The sequence below is a fragment of the Kitasatospora sp. NPDC032757 genome (assembly GCF_055579305.1).
The window spans coordinates 167,177-185,292 of record NZ_JBVINN010000006.1; the positions used below are offsets into that span (position 1 = coordinate 167,177).

At 74.0% G+C, this 18,116-nt stretch carries 17 protein-coding genes and 1 pseudogene; 10 read left to right on the forward strand and 8 right to left on the reverse strand.

The window, feature by feature from the left end; all coding sequences use genetic code 11:
* Nucleotides 1-90: 90 nt before the first annotated feature.
* The gene (locus ACZ5WK_RS11625) at nucleotides 91-1,440 is read right to left on the reverse strand and encodes an acyltransferase (protein ID WP_465547157.1); all 1,350 of its coding nucleotides are present in this window, start codon (nucleotides 1,438-1,440) and stop codon (nucleotides 91-93) included.
* Nucleotides 1,441-1,626: 186 nt separating this feature from the next.
* Between ACZ5WK_RS11625 and ACZ5WK_RS11630 the strand changes: the two genes are divergently transcribed.
* The 4 genes from ACZ5WK_RS11630 to ACZ5WK_RS11645 all read left to right on the forward strand — a co-directional run bounded on the left by ACZ5WK_RS11630 (nucleotide 1,627) and on the right by ACZ5WK_RS11645 (nucleotide 6,279).
* Nucleotides 1,627-3,990: an ABC transporter ATP-binding protein/permease gene (locus ACZ5WK_RS11630; RefSeq protein WP_465547158.1), complete on the forward strand. Its 2,364-nt coding sequence runs from the start codon at nucleotides 1,627-1,629 to the stop codon at nucleotides 3,988-3,990.
* An 80-nt stretch (nucleotides 3,991-4,070) separates the two neighbouring features.
* Nucleotides 4,071-4,613, forward strand: coding sequence for a hypothetical protein (locus ACZ5WK_RS11635; protein ID WP_396322231.1), 543 nt, complete (start codon nucleotides 4,071-4,073; stop codon nucleotides 4,611-4,613).
* Between the two features lie 257 nt (nucleotides 4,614-4,870).
* Complete coding sequence (locus ACZ5WK_RS11640; protein ID WP_465547159.1) at nucleotides 4,871-5,860, forward strand: serine/threonine-protein kinase; 990 nt, start codon at nucleotides 4,871-4,873, stop codon at nucleotides 5,858-5,860.
* Nucleotides 5,861-5,904: 44 nt separating this feature from the next.
* The gene (locus ACZ5WK_RS11645) at nucleotides 5,905-6,279 is read left to right on the forward strand and encodes a DUF1304 domain-containing protein (protein ID WP_465547160.1); all 375 of its coding nucleotides are present in this window, start codon (nucleotides 5,905-5,907) and stop codon (nucleotides 6,277-6,279) included.
* A gap of 52 nt (nucleotides 6,280-6,331) precedes the next feature.
* On the opposite strand, the gene ACZ5WK_RS11650 is transcribed toward ACZ5WK_RS11645, so the two are convergent.
* On the reverse strand, nucleotides 6,332-7,669 hold the full coding sequence (locus ACZ5WK_RS11650) for a streptophobe family protein (protein ID WP_465547161.1): 1,338 nt from the start codon (nucleotides 7,667-7,669) through the stop codon (nucleotides 6,332-6,334).
* Nucleotides 7,670-7,788: 119 nt separating this feature from the next.
* Entirely contained in the window at nucleotides 7,789-8,379 is a 591-nt protein-coding gene (locus ACZ5WK_RS11655; RefSeq protein ID WP_465547247.1) for a hypothetical protein, read from the reverse strand.
* A 64-nt stretch (nucleotides 8,380-8,443) separates the two neighbouring features.
* On the opposite strand from ACZ5WK_RS11655, the gene ACZ5WK_RS11660 reads away from it, so the two are divergent.
* Nucleotides 8,444-9,436 (forward strand): DUF6777 domain-containing protein, encoded by a 993-nt coding sequence (locus tag ACZ5WK_RS11660; RefSeq protein WP_465547241.1) that lies wholly within the window; start codon nucleotides 8,444-8,446, stop codon nucleotides 9,434-9,436.
* A 204-nt stretch (nucleotides 9,437-9,640) separates the two neighbouring features.
* Entirely contained in the window at nucleotides 9,641-11,161 is a 1,521-nt protein-coding gene (locus tag ACZ5WK_RS11665) for an MFS transporter (protein ID WP_465547162.1), read from the forward strand.
* Nucleotides 11,162-11,242: 81 nt separating this feature from the next.
* On the opposite strand, the gene ACZ5WK_RS11670 is transcribed toward ACZ5WK_RS11665, so the two are convergent.
* The 4 genes from ACZ5WK_RS11670 to ACZ5WK_RS11685 form a co-directional block, all read right to left on the reverse strand.
* The gene (locus ACZ5WK_RS11670) at nucleotides 11,243-11,782 is read right to left on the reverse strand and encodes a hypothetical protein (RefSeq protein ID WP_465547163.1); all 540 of its coding nucleotides are present in this window, start codon (nucleotides 11,780-11,782) and stop codon (nucleotides 11,243-11,245) included.
* Nucleotides 11,779-12,075 (reverse strand): Ada metal-binding domain-containing protein, encoded by a 297-nt coding sequence (locus ACZ5WK_RS11675; protein WP_465547164.1) that lies wholly within the window; start codon nucleotides 12,073-12,075, stop codon nucleotides 11,779-11,781. Before ACZ5WK_RS11675 ends, ACZ5WK_RS11670 begins: the two co-directional genes overlap by 4 nt.
* Nucleotides 12,076-12,087: 12 nt before the next feature.
* Entirely contained in the window at nucleotides 12,088-12,807 is a 720-nt protein-coding gene (locus tag ACZ5WK_RS11680) for a 2OG-Fe(II) oxygenase (protein WP_465547165.1), read from the reverse strand.
* Nucleotides 12,808-12,890: 83 nt separating this feature from the next.
* A complete protein-coding gene (locus ACZ5WK_RS11685) occupies nucleotides 12,891-13,397 on the reverse strand; it encodes a methylated-DNA--[protein]-cysteine S-methyltransferase (RefSeq protein WP_465547166.1) in 507 nt (168 codons plus the stop codon).
* Nucleotides 13,398-13,711: 314 nt separating this feature from the next.
* Here ACZ5WK_RS11685 and ACZ5WK_RS11690 point away from each other — a divergent pair, with 314 nt between their 5' ends.
* From ACZ5WK_RS11690 to ACZ5WK_RS11705, 4 genes and pseudogenes are all read left to right on the forward strand, one after another.
* Nucleotides 13,712-14,494: a DUF1775 domain-containing protein gene (locus ACZ5WK_RS11690; RefSeq protein WP_465547167.1), complete on the forward strand. Its 783-nt coding sequence runs from the start codon at nucleotides 13,712-13,714 to the stop codon at nucleotides 14,492-14,494.
* 238 nt (nucleotides 14,495-14,732) lie between these two features.
* On the forward strand, nucleotides 14,733-15,338 hold the full coding sequence (locus ACZ5WK_RS11695; RefSeq protein WP_465547168.1) for a DUF5134 domain-containing protein: 606 nt from the start codon (nucleotides 14,733-14,735) through the stop codon (nucleotides 15,336-15,338).
* 374 nt (nucleotides 15,339-15,712) lie between these two features.
* A complete protein-coding gene (locus ACZ5WK_RS11700; protein ID WP_465547242.1) occupies nucleotides 15,713-17,185 on the forward strand; it encodes a tyrosinase family protein in 1,473 nt (490 codons plus the stop codon).
* Between the two features lie 90 nt (nucleotides 17,186-17,275).
* Nucleotides 17,276-17,371, forward strand: a pseudogene (locus ACZ5WK_RS11705) (NADP-dependent oxidoreductase); the annotation flags it as partial.
* Nucleotides 17,372-17,387: 16 nt separating this feature from the next.
* Here the strand turns inward: ACZ5WK_RS11705 and ACZ5WK_RS11710 are convergent.
* The gene (locus tag ACZ5WK_RS11710) at nucleotides 17,388-17,792 is read right to left on the reverse strand and encodes a hypothetical protein (RefSeq protein WP_465547248.1); all 405 of its coding nucleotides are present in this window, start codon (nucleotides 17,790-17,792) and stop codon (nucleotides 17,388-17,390) included.
* Between the last annotated feature and the right edge of the window lie 324 nt (nucleotides 17,793-18,116).

Below are 18,116 nucleotides of genomic sequence, written 5' to 3' on the forward strand. Positions count from 1 at the left end.
CCTTCGGGCGCCTCCCGTTCACCGCGCCGCGTTCACCGCGTCCCGCGTCCAATGCCTCCCGCACTTCCGCACCCCCCTTTTCGGCGCCCCTCAGAGCACCTTGGGCACCATGGCGGCCACCGCGGGCCGCACGTCGGCCGGGCCGCGGTAGCGGTGCAGCGCGGCCCGGCCCTCGGTGCCGCGCAGCCGGGCGGCCAGCCGGGCGGGGAGCACCACGGTGGTGAGCAGACCGGTGCCGTGGAAGCCCTCGACCGTCCAGGAGACCCACGGCAGGGGGTAGTTGGCGGCCGGACTGAAGAAGACCGGACGGTGCCCCTGGAAGGCGATCCGGTACGCACCGAACCTGCTCCAGTTGGAGAAGCTGAACCGGCGCCGCTCCGGATCGAAGCCGATCGGCACGCAGTCGCGCAGCCGCTCGCGCCCGATCGACTCCAGGAAGGCCAGGTTGGAGCGGAGGTTGAGGTGCTCCTCGGTGAAGCCCTCGACCGCGGTCCGCAGGGCTGCCGCGAGCGCGGCCGGGCCGTCCTGCGGCACCTGCGGGAGGTGGATCTCGCTGAGCAGGTTGCCCACCAGGGCCGCCGGCAGGCCGAGCGGGCCACGCGCGTTGACCGGGACGGTCAGCCCGCGCTCCTCCCGGTCACCGTCCAACTCCCGGATCACCGAGGCCACATGGGCGCACAGGACGTCGCCGGAGGAGAGCCTCCGCCCGGTCGCCGCGCCGAACTCGTCCCGCATCCTGGCGAGCTCGTCGTCTCCGAAGTAGACCTGCACGGTCCGGTTGGCTCGTGGACCGGCCGCCACCTCGCGGGCCAGCGCCGCGGCCTCCGCCGGCGAGGGCAGCCGGAATCCGGCGCGGCCGCAGTCTGTGGCAGGCAACACCTTGTCCAGCAGCGCATCCTGATCCTCCGTCAGTTCTGCCTCCGGGAGCTCCTCGCCCTCCACCGCGGCGGACCAGGCGTGCATCAGCAGCATGAAGCTCTGCAGGTCACCGATCGCGTGGTGCCAGGAGCAGCCGAGCACTGTACCGCCGCCCGAGGGCCGGGTGAGCCGGACGGTCAGCAGCGGGACGCCGCCGGCCCGCGCGGCCGGCGCGTCCACCGGGTCGACCAGTTGCGCGCCGGCGGAGGTGACCCGGCCCATCGCCTCGGCGAGGGTGCCGTCCACGTCGTAACTCTCCACCGGAACACCGGAGTCGCCACAGACGGCCTCCAGCGCGCCGCCGACGGTGCGCAGCCGTCCGGCGAACACCGGGACCCGCTCCAGCGCCCGGGCCAGCCCTGCGGCGAGCCGGTCCTCATCCAGGGCCTGTTCGAAGAAGAGGACGACCGAGACGGAGAGGTCGGCCAGCATGGTGTCCATCAGCCCGCAGCGCAGGACCGTTCCGGGAGCCCGTCCGACCCGGACGAGCCGGGAGTCGCGCAACTGCGGCCAGACGCTCATGTGTCCATCCCGGGGCTCGCGAGGAGTCGTGCACGGCAATGACAGGGCGGCACCCCCGAAGGGCGGGGCGGCACCCCGAACGATAGGGCAGCGGCCCGGTACACATCCAGTGGTCCAGTCCAATTCCCCAGCCTGCCGGGCCTGCTCCACCCTGCTGCGCCCGCCCCGCCGGACTAGACTCCAACTATGGGAGAGCGCGCTGGCGCGCCCGTCGCGCCGCCAATGGTTCTTGTCACCGACACGGACTCGCAGCTGATCGACCCGGGCCGGGCGTACCACGTCGGCCGCGACCCGACCAGCGAGATAGTCCTCGACGACCCCCGGGTGTCCTGGCACCACGCCGTGCTGCACACCACCGACGGCCACTGGCAGCTGGAGGACGTCGGCAGCACCAACGGCACCTTCGCCGACGGCCGCCGGATCCAGCAGGAGGACGTCGTCCCCGGCACCCGGCTGCGGTTCGGCGACCCGGCCGAGGGCCCGGCCGCGACCTTCGCCGGCCTGCCCGCGCCCGCCGCCGCCGAGCGGCCCTCGCTGATCGCCCCGCAGGCCTCCGGCGTCTTCCGCCAGCCCAGCGCGATCATCCGGCTGCCGGGCCGGACGGTACGGATCGGCCGAGCGGGCGACAACGACCTCGTCCTGGACGACCTCCTCGTCTCCCGCCACCACGCCGAGCTGCGCACCCTCCCCGACGGCGGCCACGAGATCGTCGACCTCACCAGCCACAACGGCACCTACCTCAACGGCCGCCCGGTGACCCGGGCCCCGGTCGGCCCCGCCGACATCATCGGCATCGGCCACTCCGCGCTCTGCCTCTCCGGCGACGAGCTGGTCGAGTACACCGACACCGGCGAGATCTCGCTCAACGTCCAGGGCCTGGTGGTGCGGGTCGGCCCCGACCACCGGGTACTGCTGGACGACGTCGGCTTCCCGCTCGCCGAGAAGGCCCTGCTCGCGGTGGCCGGCCCGAGCGGCGCCGGGAAGTCCACCCTGCTCAACGCCCTCACCGGCCTGCGCCCGGCCGACGAGGGCACCGTCCTCTACGACGGGCGCGACCTCTACCGCGACTACGCCGAGCTGCGCCGCCGGATCGGCCTGGTGCCGCAGGACGACATCCTGCACACCCAGCTCACCGTCCGCCGCGCGCTCTCCTACGCGGCCGAACTGCGCTTCCCCGGCGACACCACCAAGGAGGAGCGGGAGGCCCGGGTCGACCAGGTGATCCACGAACTCGGTCTGGACGGCCGCGCCGACCTGGTGATCTCCAGTCTCTCCGGCGGCCAGCGCAAGCGCGTCAGCGTCGCCCTGGAGCTGCTCACCAAGCCCTCGCTGCTCTTCCTGGACGAGCCGACCTCCGGCCTGGACCCGGGCATGGAGCGCTCGGTGATGACGATGCTGCGCAGCCTCGCCGACGACGGCCGCACGGTCGTCGTGGTCACCCACAGCGTGCTGAGCCTGTCCGTCTGCGACCGGCTGCTGGTGCTGGCCCCCGGCGGCCGCACCGCCTACTACGGCCCGCCCGGCGAGGCGCTGGAGTTCTTCGGCTACTCCGAGTGGCCGGAGGCCTTCGAGGCGTTCGAGAGCGAGGACCACGCCGCCTGGCAGCGCCGGTACCGGGAGTCCCCGCAATACCAGCGGTACGTGGCCACCGGCTCCGTGCCGGTCGTCCCCGCCGCCCACCCGGCCGAAGCCGGGAGCCCCTTCGGGCGGGAGAAGCCGCAGGGCTGGTTCTCCCAGCTGGCCACGCTGGTCCGCCGCTACACCTCCGTGCTGGCCGCGGACCGGCTCTTCCTCACCGTGATGATCGCCCTGCCGTTCATCATCGGCGTGATGTGCCGGGCGATGGCCGGCTCCCGGATCTCCTCCGACAACGCCATCAACGTCGTCCTCACCCTCTGCATCGGCGGGCTGCTCACGGGCTCCGCCAACGCCGTCCGCGAGGTGGTCAAGGAGCGGCCGATCTACCAGCGCGAACGGGTGGTCGGACTGTCCAGATCGGCGTACCTGGTCTCCAAGGTGGTGGTGCTCGGCACGATCACGGTGGCCCAGGCCGCCGTGCTGACCACCGTCGGCCTGGCCGGGGTGAACCTCAGCCCGACGCTGGCCACCGGGGTCCGGGTGCACAGCGGCGTCGTGCTGCCGCCGCTGGCCGAGCTGATCCTGGCCGTCGCCATGCTCTCCTTCTCGGCCATGATGCTGGGCCTGCTGGTCTCGGCGCTGGTCCGCAAGGAGGAGGCCACCATGCCGATGCTGGTGCTCCTCTCGGTGGTGCAGATCGTCTTCAGCGGCGCCATGCTGAAGCTGCACGGGGTGCCCGGCCTGGAGCAGTTCGCCTGGCTGGTGCCCTCCCGCTGGGGTCTGGCCGCCATGGCCCAGACCGTCGACCTGCACACGATCTTCCCGACCGCCATCACCGCGGACCCGCTGTTCCGCCCCGACCGCGCCCGCTGGCTGCGCTGTATGGGCATCCTGGTGGGCCTCTCGACGGTGCTGTTCTTCGCCGTGCTGGCTCTGCTGCGCCGGCAGGAGCCGGCGATCATGCGGAAATAGCGGGAGCAACGGAAGCAACGAAGTAGCGAGAACACCGGAAGCAGCCCGACGAGAAGCAGCCGGGAGACAGGCAGCCGCCCATGGACGAGTTCGCGTTCCGCCCGACCCACGTCGCCCCGCCCGACGGGATGGCCACCTGGGCGGCGCCGGACCCGGGCATGCCCTCCACCCCGCTGGACCCACTGCTGCCGGTCCGGCTGATCGGCCGGCAGGGCGACTGGGGGCAGGTGCTCTGCTCCAACGGCTGGTCCACCTGGGTGGACGGCCGACTGCTGGTCGCCCTCCCCGACGCGCCGCCCGCCGCCACCGGCCCGCCCGCCCGGACGGCCGACCCGCGCCCGGCGCTGGCCGAGGCCGAGGGGGTGCTGGCCCGCTACCGCTCCCTGCTGGAGGACCTCGCCGCCGGCGGCGCCGACCTGGCGACCTTCCAGGAACGCTCGCGCGGGCTGCGGATCGGGCTGGTGATCGCCGGCGAGGCGCTCTGGGTGTTCGACCCTGTGCACGACCGCTGGTGCTACTGCGACGGCCTCCAGCTCCAGACCTACGCCGTGTCCGGGCACCCGAAGTCGGTGCCGCCAGCCCCGCCCGGCGCGTACGAACCGACCCGGACGGGCGAGCCGTGATCCCCCACGACCGGCCCGGCGGCGCGAAGCCGGACGGACCCGAGCCCAGCGGCCCGAACCCGGCCCGCCCGAACGAGGCCGACCCGGACCACGTCGGCACGGAACCGAACGGGCCAAATGAGCCGAACGGGCCAAATAGGCCGAACGGTCCGAACGGCACGGCACCGAACGGCCGGGACCAGGACGGCCCGGACCGCGACGGAACGGCGTCCGCTCCCCCGCGCGCCACGGAGAGCGCCCCGAGCCTGCCGTCCGGCATGGTCGGCCGCCAGGTGGCCGGCTACCGGCTGGAGGCCGAGATCGGGCGGGGCGGCATGGCGGTCGTCTACCGGGCCAAGGACCTGCGGCTGGGCCGGACGGTCGCGGTCAAGCTGCTGGCGCCCGAACTGGCCCGCAACGAGGTCTTCCGCCAGCGGTTCATGCACGAGTCGGAGGCCGCCGCCGCGATCGACCATCCGCACATCATCCCGGTGTTCGAGGCGGGCGAGGCCGACGGCATCCTGTTCATCGCGATGCGCTACGTCGAGAACGGCGACCTGCGCGGCCTGATGAACCGTGGCGGCCCGTTCCCCGCCGAACGGGCGGCCCGGCTGGCGCTGCAGATCGCCTCGGCGCTCGACGCCGCGCACGACCGCGACCTGGTCCACCGGGACGTGAAGCCCGGCAACGTGCTGGTCGCCGCCGGGACGGACGCCGACCACCCCGAGCACCTCTACCTGGCCGACTTCGGCCTCACCAAGAAGTCGCTCTCGCTCAGCGGGCTGACCAGCGTCGGCCAGATCGTCGGCACCCTGGACTACGCGGCGCCCGAGCAGATCTCCGGCCGGCCGCTGGACGGCCGCTGCGACCAGTACAGCCTGGGCTGCGTGGTGTTCGAGATGCTCGCCGGGGCGCCGCCGTTCCGCCGCGAGAGCGACCTCGCGCTGCTCTGGGCCCACCTCAACGACCCGCCGCCCGCGCTGCGCGACCACCGCCCCGACCTGTCCGCCGCCGTGGACGCCGTGGTGGCCCGGGCGCTCGCCAAGGCCCCCGACCAGCGCTACACCGGCTGCCTGGCGTTCGTCGCCGACCTGCGGGCGGCGATCGCCGGCGGCCCCGCGTCCGGGCCGGACGACGCCTGGCAGTCGGGCGGGCCGCCGACCCAGGTCGTCCCCGTCCAGGGCCCGGCCACGCCCGGCGGACCGTCCGCCGTCCCCGAGCCCCCGTCCTGGGCGTTCCCGGTCGTCCACCCGCCGCCGCGGCGCTGAGCCCCCGCCCGGCCCGAGCCCGTCCCCCTGAACGCGGAGCCCCCATGAACGCCGTCAGCCAGCTCTTCGCCCTGCTCGCCGCCGCGATCCACGTGATCGTGTGGCCGCTGGAGAGCTTCCTCTACGGGCACCCACGGGTCCGCTACCTGCTCACCGGCAGTACGGCGGACGCGCCCGAGGTGCGGCTCTGGCGCTTCAACGTCGGCTTCTACAACCTGTTCCTGGCGCTCGGCCTCGGCGCCGGCGTCACCGCCCTGCACACCCGCCACGAGACGGCCGGCCGCGCGGTGGTCGTCTACGTCAGCGCCTTCATGATCGCCGGCGGGATCACCCTCTTCGTCTCCGAGCCCAGGCTCTGGCGCGGCGCCCTCGGCCAGGCGGTGCCCCCGGCGGTGGTCCTGATCGCCCACCTGGCCTGAGACCGGTCGGGCACCTGGCCCGAGACCGGTCACCCACCTGGCCCGAGACCGGTCAGGTGCCGCCGACCTCGCCGCGCCGCCCCAGCCGCGCCGCCAGCAGGCCGCCCAGCCAGCCCGCCACCAGGCCCCACGCCGCAGCCAGGGGGACGGCCACCCAGAACTGGAGGCTCAGTGTGAGCGCGCCGCCGCCGAGTCCGGCCAGCGGGTTGCTGCCGCCGAGGACGGACCCGAGGAGCCCGCCCAGCCCGTCCTCGCCGACGCCGACGCCCAGCACCGAGAGGCCGTAGTCGGCGGAGACCCGCGTCCAGACGCCGACCAGCAGCATGGTGACGGCCGCCGCCACGCCCAGCCGGACGGCGTGGCGCCAGAGCCGGATGCCACGCGGCGAGCGGTACGCGGTGAGGACGCCGGCGGCGAGCATCAGCGCGGCGGCCAGCGGCAGCAGCCACCAGGCGCGGGCGTCCTGGTCGGCGAGGGTGCCGAGGCTGACGGTGGCCTCCTGGCCGTCCGGCACGCGGAGCACCTCGGCCAGCACCTTGGGAACCGGCAGGCCGACCGCGCCGGTCAGGTGGCCGTGCCACTGCGCGCCGAGCCCGACGCCGAACGCGAGCCAGGCCAGGTTGGGCAGGGCCAGCAGCAGGACGGCCATCGTCTCCCGGGCGTTGCCGTGCACGGCGGCGGTGAGCAGGCCCACGACCACCCCGATCGCCACGTAGACGAGCAGCACCAGCAGCATCGCGAACGCGGCCGGGCGGACGGCCTGTTGGAACGGCACCAGGGCGCGCGGCAGCGGCGCCCGGCGGGAGACCGCGAAGGCGGCCGCCAGGACGACCAGCAGCCAGAGCAGCCCGAGGCCGATGGTGCTCGCCGCCTCGGCGTGGAAGCCGATCTGGGGGGTCAGGCCCAGGGCGCCCCCGAGCTGCTGGGCGAGGTCGTTGCCCACCGCGACGGTGAAGGTGTGCCGGGCACCGAGGGTGAGCAGGACGAGCGCCACCACCCAGACGGCGGCCGTCCGGGCCACCCGGCCGAGCAGCTCACCGCCGTGGGCGACGGCCCGGAAGCGCAGCTGCCGCAGGAACACCTCGGCCATGGCCAGCGCGCCGAGCAGGCCGACGGTCAGCGGCATCGCCGTGATCCCCGCGTCCACCTGGGCGAAGAAACCGGCGCCGCCGTCGAGCTGGACGGACCCGCCCACGGCCAGCGCCAGCGCGGCGGCCAGCACGGACGGGAATCCGCCGCCCGGGAGCTCGTCGGCGCCGGCCGCCCAGAGGCCGAGCGCGGCGACGGCCGCCATCGTGGCGAGCCCGGCGAGGACGACTGCGAGCGCGTCCAGCCAGCCGCGCAGGACGCCGGGCGGACCGGCCGCCGCGGTGGGGGGCTCCGGATGCATACGGGCTCCTGGTGGACTCGGGTACCCCCCTCGCGTCTGCTCCCAGATTGACCCAGGACGGTCCGCCGCGCGCTGCGTACGGACGGTCACGACGACGCCTACCGACGGGTTCGACCGCTTCACCTGCTGTTGCGGCGTCCGGTCGGCGGGGGCAGAAATGGAAGCGGTGGGGGAGCCTGCTGTGCCGGCCGTTTCGCCGGCCGCCTGCGAAACGGAGCCTCGATGAGTTCCCAACCGCCTTCCGGCCCGCCCTCCGGGCCGCCTTCCGGCCCCCCGTCCGGCCCGCTCTCCGGGCCGCCCTCGGGCGGACAGTCGGGCCCGCCGTCCGTTCCCCCGTCCGGGCCTTCCGGGCCTTCCGGTTTCTCGGGCGGCGGCGGCTCGTCCGGTGGTGCGCCGGGTGGGCCGTCCGGCGGGCGTCCGACGCCGTGGTGGCGTTCCGGCAAGAAGCTGGCGCTGGCGGCGGGCACGGCGGCGCTGGCCGTGGTGGCGACGGTGCTGATCGTCAACAGCAACAGCGGCAACAGCGGCCAGGCCAGCGACGCCATCCCGGCCGCCAACGAGGTGGCGCTGCAGGCTCCGAGCGATCCGGGCCCGGCGCCGTTCACTCCGTCGGTGGAGACCGCCGGCGTCTCCGCGCCGGCACCGACCTCCGCCCCCGCCCAGCCGACCGGCACCACGAAGACCACCGCAGCGGCCTCACCGACCGGCATCCACAACGTGCAGGGCTCGTCGGCCGGGCTCTACGCGGGCACCGAGTCCAAGCCGGCCTGTGACGTGGAGCGGCTGATCTCCATGACGTCGACCGGGGACACCGGCCGGGCCTGGGCGTCCGCCCAGGGGATCGAACAGTCCGCCATCCCCAGCTACATGCGCTCGCTGACCTCGGCCTACCTGCGGACGGACACCCGGGTCACCAACCACGGCTACAAGGGCGGCGCTTCGGTCGCCTACCAGTCGGTGCTGCAGGCCGGCACCTCCGTCCTGGTGGACTCCCAGGGCGTGCCCCGGGTGCGCTGCAGCTGCGGCAATCCGCTGACGCCTCCGGCGCTGGTGAGCAACGCCAAGTACACCGGCAAGTCCTGGACGGGCTTCCAGCCGTCCACGCTGGTCATTGTGGTGCCGGCGCCGAAGCCGGTGAGCGAGTTCGTCATGGTGAACGTCTCCACCGGCGGTTGGTTCGCCCGGGTGACGGGGCAGATCAAGGTGGTGGACCGGCCGGTCCAGCCGCCGAAGGAGCTGGCTCCGGGGATTCCGCCGGCCGCGCCGATGAAGCCGGCCTCTCCGTCGGCCTCGATGTCGGGCTCCACCTCGGCCAGTACGTCGGGTTCGGGCTCGCCCTCGACCTCGGGCGCCAGTTCCGGTTCGACCTCGGGTTCGACCGGTCCCTCGACCAAGTCGTCCTCGGCCTCCAGCTCCTCCGGTTCGCCGTCCGGCCCGTCGTCCTCGGCGAGCAAGGGCTCGGCATCGGCCTCGTCGTCGACCTCCTCCGCCGGCCCCACCTCGTCCTCGCCGCCGGGCCCGTCCTCCGCGAGCGTGACGCCGTCCACGGCGACGACGACCGCGAAGACGGCGACGGCGAGCACGGCGACGGGCACGACGACGGCGAGCACGGCGACGGGCACGACGACGGCGAGCACGGCGACGGGCACGACGACGGGCACGACGACGGCGGCCCAGCGGTCGGCCACGGCGACGGCGACCTGCGCGACCGTCTCGCCCTCGACCCTCCCGCCGTGCACCACCCCCACGGGCGGCACACCCAGCTGACCCGGCCGTTCCCACGGCGGCGGGGCGCCCCGGACCCACCGAGGCGCCCCGCCGCCGTTCTGTCGGAACCGACCTGGCGGTTGGATATTCAAACGCACTGACGCTAGGGTGAGTCGCGATTTCAAACCCACTAACCCTCCACCGCCCGGGAGCCCCTCGTGACCCTCCCCCGCCCTGCCACGACCCGCGTCCGGGAGGTGCCCGATGCCGCGCACTGACCGCAGCGGGACCGTCCTGCTGGCCGCCTGCCTCGGCCTGTTCACCGTCTTCGTGCAGACCACCCAGACCATCGGCACCCTCGGCGCCGTCCGCGCCGACCTCGGCCTGGACGCCGCCGAGCTGGTCTGGATCCCGAGCATGTACACCCTGGTGGTGGCATCCGTGGTGCTCGGCGCCGGTGCCTTCGCCGACCGCTGGGGGCGGCGGCGGATCTTCCTGCTGGGCACGGTGGCGATGGCCGCCGGCGGCCTGCTGCTGGTCTCGGCCGACAGCCTCGCCGCCGTACTCGCCGGGCAGGCGGTCGCCGGCCTCGGCGGCGCGCTGATCACCCCCAGCTCGCTCGCCCTCGTCACCCACGCCTTCCCGGACCCGCGCCGCCGGGCCGGGGCGATCTCCGCCTGGGCCGCCGCCTCCGGCCTCGGCCTCGCGCTCGGACCGATCGCCGGTGGGCTGGCGCTGCGCTGGTCGACCTGGCACACCGCCTTCTGGCTCGGCCCGGCGGTCGCCGCAGCCGCCGCGGCAGCCGCCCTGTGGGGCGTGCCGGAGTCCCGGGTCGAGGGCGGCCGGCTGGACTGGCCGGGGCAGCTCCTCGCCACCGCCGGGCTGGCCCTGCTGATCTACTGGCTGATCGACGGCGGCCACCACGGCTACCTCGCGGGCGCACCGCTGGCCGCCGCCGTCGCCGCGGTCGTCCTGCTCGCCGTCTTCGCCGTGGTCGAGCTGCGCCGCGACCACCCGTTGCTCGACCTGCGGCTGATGCGCAACCCCTCGTACAGCGCCGCCCTCCTGCTGGCCGCCACGGTGCTGTTCGGCTTCGTCGGCCTCTCGCTGCTCCAGGTGCTCTGGCTGCAGCAGGTGCGCGGGCTGACCGCGCTGCAGGTGGGCGTCCAACTCCTTGCCGAGTTCGGCATGTTCATCGCCGCCTCGGTGCTGGCCGGGGTGCTCGGACGGCGGGTCGGGGCCACACCGCTGATCTTCACCGGACTGCTGCTGGCGGCGGCCGGCGCCGCACTGTTCGCCGGCGTCGGACCGGCCGACGGATTCGGCGGCTACGCCCCGGCGCTGGTGGTCTTCGGCTTCGGCTGCGGCCTGGCCAACGCGCCGTCCACCGCGCTGGCCGTCGGCCATGTGCCGCGTGGCAAGGAGGGCGTGGCGGCCGGCACGGTCAACGCCGCCCGCCAGGTCGGCGCGGTCCTCGGCACCAGCATCCTCGGCACCCTGATGACCACCCGCTTCGAGGACCGGCTCGGCAGCCTGAAGCGCCCCCGACCCCAGGACGTGGCGCAGGCGTTCACCGGGGCCGTCGGCCACGCGGCCACGGTCGGCGCCGTCGTCCTGCTCGCCGGAGTGGCGGCCGGCGCAGCACTGCCGGCCCTGGCCCGCCGCAACCGGCCCGCTCCGGCCCCGGCGTCGGCTTCGGTCCCGACCCCGGTTCCCGATTCCACTCCCGCTCCCACTCCCACTCCCGCTCCCGCTCCGACGGAGACGGTCGTCGCGCCGAACTGAGCTGCCGTCAACCGGCGTACTGCCAGGCGCCGGTGCTCCGGACCGGCCCTGGATCGCCGCCCGGGAGTCACCACCCGGGAGTCACCGCCCGGCCGGCTCCGGCGGGTAGTAGGCGATGAGTTCGCCGCCGATGCGCCATGAGCCTCCGTCGGCGGCGGCTCCCCGCATGCCCGAGAGGGTTGCGGCACCGGCCGGTTCGATGGCGGTGATACTGCCGGCGGAGGCGAAACCGAAGGTCCGGGCCGGATCCCAGTCGGTGCTGTGGCGCAGCCGCCCGCTCATCTGGGACCAGCCCTGCGGCCCGCCGGCGACGACCCACGCGTCCGGGGTGGCGGCGGTGAAGCGGCGCGCGGGCCGCAGCCAGGAGGCGGCGTCCTCGGGCCAGTCCACGACGGCGAGGACGGTCCTGCCGGCCCCGCGCCAGGCGCCGGCGAATGCGTTCGCGGCGGCCACCGAGGCGGCGTCGCGGCCGTGGCCGATCACGACCATGCCGATCCGCGGCCGAGGCGACGCCAACAGGCCTAGAAGTGCGGAGAGTTCGGCCTCGGTGTGCGGCTCGGGCAGTGGCGGGTGGCCTCCCGGACGCGGGGCGAGGGGCGAACGGCTGCGCGCGGTGCTCATGTTTCCTCCTTCCTCCGGGCCTTCCAGGCCGCGTACTTGGCGGGCAGACAGACCGCGCACGGGCGGTAGCCGGCCGCGACGGCCGCCGGCTCGTCGGCGAAGAACACCCGGTGCCGCACGTACCCGCCGGCGGCGAGGGCGCGCAGCGCGGACGGGCAGTCGAGCCGTCCGTACAGGCGGGCCCGGCGGTGGCCGCCGAGCGTGCCGGGAGTGGTGCTGCGGTAGCTGCGGCCGTCCGCGCCGAGCAGCGTGAACGCCGGTCTGGCGGGCGGGGGCGGGGGTGCTTCGGTCACGGCCACGGCGGGTCAGGCGGCATCGTGGAAGACGAGCCCGAGGGTGTGGCGGCGCCCGCTGCGGACGGTGCTCACCCCGTGGCGCATCGGTGCGGCCGACCATCCGCGCGCGGAGGCCACGGGCCGGTCACGGGTGGTGAAGACCAGGCCGTGGCCCTGGCGGAGAGTGACGGACGTCCCGCGGGACTGGGCGCGCGGGCGCTGCTCGACCATCAGGAACTCCCCTCCGGTGTAGTCGGCCCCGGCGGCGTCGAGGCCGATCACCACCTGGAGCGGGAAGACGAGGTCGCCGTAGAGGTCCCGGTGCAGGGCGTTCCAGTCGCCGCGGCCGTAGCGCAGCAGGATCGGGGTCGGCCTGGTCTGCCCGGCCTCGTGGCACAGGTCCAGCCACTCGGCGAGGCCGTCCGGCCACGGGGCCGGACGGCCGAGCCTGGCGGCCCAGTCACGGGCCACGGGCAGCAGACGTGGGTAGAGCGCCTCGCGCAACTCGGCCAGCAGCGCGGGGAAGGGCTCCTGGAAGTAGCGGTACCGGCCGGAACCGAACCGGTAGCGGGCCATGTCGACGGTGGAGCGGAAGTGCCCCACCTCGTCGTAGAGGCCGGCGATCACGGCGCACTCCTCGGGAGTGAGCAGCGGCCCGGTCGGGGCGCAGCCGAAGGCGTCGAGCTCGCCGGCCAGCGCCGGCCAGTCGGTGGCGGCCAGGCGGTCGGTGGGCTGGGTGGTGAGGGTCATGGGTTCGTCTCGTCCGAGGTCAGGGGCGGGTTCCGAAGGGGGTGGGCGGGCGGCGCCCGTTCGAGGGCCGCCCGGTGCCGCTCTCAGGCCGCCAGGGTCGCGCCCTCGTGGGCGAGGAGCTGCTGCTTGCGGTCGAGGCCACCGGCGTAGCCGGTCAGCGAGCCGTCCGCGCCGATCACCCGGTGGCACGGGCGGACCAGCAGCAGCGGGTTGGCGCCGATCGCCGCCCCGATCGCGCGCACGGCCGAGCGCGGGATGCCGGCCCTTTCGGCCAGGCGGCCGTAGGTGGTGGTCGTGCCGTACGGGATGGTCTCCAGCGCCGCCCAGACCTGTCGCTGGAAGTCGGTGCCGCGAGTGGCGTACTCCAGCTCGAACGTGCTCCGCCCGCCGGCGAAGTACGCCCGGATCTGCCGGGCGATCTCGGCGAAGGCCTCCGGCCGGTGCGTCCAGCCGTCCTGGACGACGGCGGCGTTCCTCTGCCCCGTCATGGACACCGAGACGAGCGCGGTGCCGCCGGTGGCGGTGGCGGAGGGCTCGCCGACCAGCAGCAGCTCCCCCACCGGGGTGTCGATCGTGGTGTAGGCGGTCATCGTGGCGCGCCCCTTTCTCAACTGTCCGTCTTTTCCGTGTCGTTCTGCATCCACTCTGCGGGTCGTCGCGCGTGGTGTCCGGCGGGATTCGGACACGGCGTTGCGGCCGACCGGCGTTGATCACCGGCCGCAAGCGGACCATCGCGGCGACGGCCGGTCTCCCGGGAGCGGAGCGTGAAGCGCGACGTCGGGTGCGCGTGGCCGCTGTGCGACGTGAGGGCCGAGCACCGCGTCCTCGCTGCCACCGCCTCGGTGCCGCTGCGGGGTCAGCACGGCATCGATCCCTCCGCTTCCCCGGTCCGGTCCGGCCCGTCGTGGAGGCGAGCCGGACCCGGCTGGTGCACGATGGCTGCGTCACGGCCGTACTCGGAGCGGCCACCGTCGCCCGGGAGAACGCCGTGTCCGTCCTCTGCTCACGCGCTGTCGCCCGCGCCGCAACCATTGCTGCGTCGACCGCCGCCGCCGTCGCACTGACCGCCACCGCGGCTCTCGCGCACGTCGAGGTCGAGTCGGACAACGCCAGGGCCCTGGCCACGAACGTCACGGTCACCTTCACCGCCGAGGCGGAGTCGAGCACCGCGGGTCTGGCGGACTTCCGGGTCGTCCTTCCGGAGGGCGTCAGCCCGGGCGACGTCACGCTCGCGGACGCCCCCGCCGGCTGGACGTTCGCCGCCACCACCGACGGCTACACGGTGGGCGGACCGGCCCTCGCGGTGGGCCAGGACGCCGTGTACAAGGTCACGATCAGCCGGCTGCCCAACACGGGCGAACTGGTCTTCAAGACCCTGGAGACGTACAGCGACGGCCATGTCGACCGCTGGATCGAACTGCCGCAGAACGGCTCGGAGCCCGCGCACCCGGCCCCCGTCCTGAAGCTCACGCCGGCGTCGCCCGGTACCACGCCGCCGGCCACGTCCACCGCTGTGACAAGCAACGGCCCCACGGGCTCCGTCACGGCCGTCGCGAGCACCGCCGGTGACGGGGACGGCTCCTCACCCGCTGTCCCCATCGCCGTCGGCGTCGGCGTCGCCGTCATCGTCCTAGCCGTCGCCGGCGCCCGGTGGTGGCGGCGCGGACGGGGCCGCTCCACAGGCTGACCGGTTGCCCGAGCGAAGCGGTGTCGCCTTGCACGGTGGGTGAGTTGGGCGCGGAAACGGACGGTCACCGGATCGCCTCCGCACCCGTGCGGTCCCCGCGAGCGTCGAACGGCACCCCGGCCTACCGTGGTGGTAGGAGAGCCGGCAACCCGCGGCCGGCTGCCCCGCAGTGCGAGGGCGGCTCCGCTGCCGGCGGCTCCTCACCGGGCCGGAGTACGGCCATGGAACGGGGGTTCCCGTGCAAGAACCCGTGATAGCCACCGCCCTCCTGATCACCCTGACCTGCTGGTGCGCGGTCCACTGCGTGCTCGTCATCGCAGGGCGTCGCTGCCCGGACCGCCGGCTGGAAGCGACCGAGATCGTGATGGCGCTCGCCATGGTCGCGATGATGGCTCCTGCGTTCGACCCGCTGCCGAACGTCCTGTGGGCGGCCCTGCTCGCCGCCTCTGCGGTCTGGCCGGCACTCCTCCTGGCGGAACGGGTGGGCCACCACTCCGGCTCGGCGTCGGCCGGTACCTGGCACCACTACCCCCACCACGTTCTCAGCGCGGCCGCGATGGCCGCGCTGATGCTCTTCATGGCGCCGGCGCACCATCACGCCGGTGGCGGTGCCGCCCACGTGGGCACCCATGCGGCGGTGCCGGAATGGACGCTGCTCACCCTGGCCGCGTACTTCCTGGGCTACGCCCTCTGTGGGGTCGGCTCACTGCTGCCGCGCCCGGCCGCCGGCGTCCGGCTCATCAGCGCCAGTGAACCGGTCCTCCTGACCTCACCCGGGCCCGTTGCTGCGCGGCGGACGGTGATGGCCATCGGCATGTTCTACATGCTGGTCGGCATGAGCTGACCGCCGAGCAATCCCCGGCACGACCGGCAGGAGGTAAGGCAACGTCGCACCCCACCGGCGGGAAGCGGGACGGCTCCGGCGGTGCGTGGACGCCGTGTGCGAGGGCTCGCCCTTCTCGAACGAGTGGATTCCGCCGGCCTCGCCGCCGCTCGTCCGGATGGTGAGGCAGATTCACTCCCCTGAAGGGTTGTGGACGAATCCTGATGGGTCCGGCCACCGGCCCCGGTAAGGATCTGGGGCGCCCCACTCGGGCTCCCCACACAGAACTTAGGAGCAGCATGGCGAACGGTGTCGCGTTTGTGCGGCAGGACGCTACCAAGACGGACTCCGCCTGGGATCCGGTGCTGTACTGGTACGCCCGGGGCGTGGGAAGGATGCAGCAGCGGCCGGCGACGGACCCGACCAGCTGGGTGTTCCAAGCGTGTATCCACGGCGTTCCGCCCACCATGACGGAGACGAACGAGGCCTTCAACCAGTGCCCGCACGGTGGCTGGTTCTTCCTCCCGTGGCACCGGGGCTACCTCTGGTACTTCGAGCGGATCGTCCGCGCGGCCATCAAGGAGATCGCCGCCGAGGAGAACATCACCCCCGACCCCTCCACCACCTGGGCCCTGCCCTACTGGGACTACGCGCTGGGCGGCCCCGGCCGGGACCCGGCCACCGGCTTCACCCCGCGTGCCCTTCCGGAGGCCTTCCGCCACCCGAAGATGCCGTCCAGCCCGGACGGCGACGACCTGACGCTCGACAACCCCCTCTTCCTTCCGGACGGGCCGGTGCCCGACTCGGAGTTCTGGGACACCCCGCATCGCGGTCTGGGCAAGAACGGGGTCTTCGAGGTGGTCCGCTACACGGACGTCAATCCCTTCACCGCCATGAGCCAGCCGGTCTTCGCCGCCACCCGCAGCCATCAGACGACTCACCAGCCGAGCTTCGGCAGCGAAATCAGCTACACCACCCTGGACCACTTCCGCCGTGGCGGCTTCGGTGAGCTGGAGCACGTTCCGCACAACCAGGTCCACAGTGGTCTCGGCGGTTGGATGGGCATGGTGTCCGGCTCCCCCCGTGATCCGATCTTCTGGCTGCACCACAGCAACATCGACCGGCTCTGGTCGAGCTGGCTGAGCCGGGACAACGTCAACCCGAACCACACGTCCTGGCTGGACAAGCAGTTCATCTTCTTCGACGAGAACGGGCAGATTCAGCAGCCCACGCCCAAGGAGCTCCTGGGCATCGATCCACTCGACTACGCGTACGACTCGCTGACCGACGGGACGGGGACCCCGCGCGCCATCGTGCCGCCCGCTCCGGTCATCCGAGCGGGCGAGCGGGTGCTGGCGACCGCCGCGGCCAACCCCCGGCAGCTTCTCAGCGTCCAGGGGCCGACCGAGGTGAGCCTGGAGCCGGCCGGCGACGCCGGCCGAGCCATGGCGGCCGCGGTCGCCGGCGACGTGCCGGAATCCGGCCTGATCCTCACTGTGCACGGTGTGCGCACGAACGTGCCGCCCGGAACGCCGTTCCACGTCTTCCTCAACGATCCCGGGGGCGAACTCGACCCGGACGGACCCTACTTCGTCGGCTGGATCTCCTTCTTCGGTGCGGCGGACCTCGACGGCCTCCATCACGACCACGGCGGCCACGACGTGAGCTTCGACGTCACCGAGCAGGTCCACCGGCTGCGGGAACAGGGTCTGCTGCCGGACGGGCCGGTCACCGTCTCGATCGTGCCGTCCATCCCCCAGCCGGTGCCGGGTGCCGTCGCGGGCGCCGCCGAAGGCGCGGCTGCTGCGGAGGCCGTCGTGGCCGGCCCGCAGCCCAGCTTCGAACGCATCAGCCTCACCACCCTGTAACCGCTGCACACCCGCGGGCCGTCGACTGACTCGGCATCCGTCGACGGCCCGCGGTCGGCACTGGTGGGAGCGAGTGAGGGTCGGCCCCCGCTGATCGAAGCCGGGCGATGCGCACCCCCGGCCGTGCAGACCTTCCCGCTCACCGGCATCGCCGAGGCGCACCGCGTCGGTGAGGGAGGCCACGTAGCGAGGGAAGCCCGTGCTACCGGTCGGCTGGGCCTGCCGCCGGACCGGCGCAGCCGTCAGGGCCGGCCGGACAGGTCGTGTCCGCGCCCCGGCCGGTCCGTTCGTCCCCGAGGACCGCATCGACCTCGGCGGCGGACTGTTCGGGGCTCTCGTCGAGTCCGTTCCCGGCCCGCACCTTGTCGGGGTAGAACTGCTCGTCGGTGCCGAAGCGGGGGGAGCTGTCGGGGGCCGTTGTGACCGTCGGCTTCTGCCGGCCGACGTCGTCCGGGCTCCACGGATGCCACGACAGCAGGCCGGCGGGCGCGGCGGCGATCACCACCACGGCGAGCGCATCCCTCCAGACCCTCCACTGGCGGATGCGCCCGCTCGCACGGTCCAGCGGGTAGGCATCGCTGCGACAGGATCCGGCGAAGGCCCGCACCGCCCCTTCCCCGGACCGGGGCGACCGGGCGAGCGGCAGGTTCCCCGCCGGTGGGCGGGCAGCGGCACCCGGGACCGCGGGAGGCCGGTGGAGACCGGTCAGGGGCAGCGGGCTGGAGGCCTGGACAGACATGCGGCGCGATGACTCCTGTACGGGGACGGACAAGAACACGGTTGTGTAGGAGATAACGCCCCGGATCCGACCACCGGTTCAGCCGACCGCGGGGGCGGGCAACGGTGGAACCGGCTGTTCGCCGGGCTCCGGCCCTCCTGCGGGCAGCGGACACGTCCGGCGGGATTCGGCGCGGCGTTGCGGCCGGCCGGG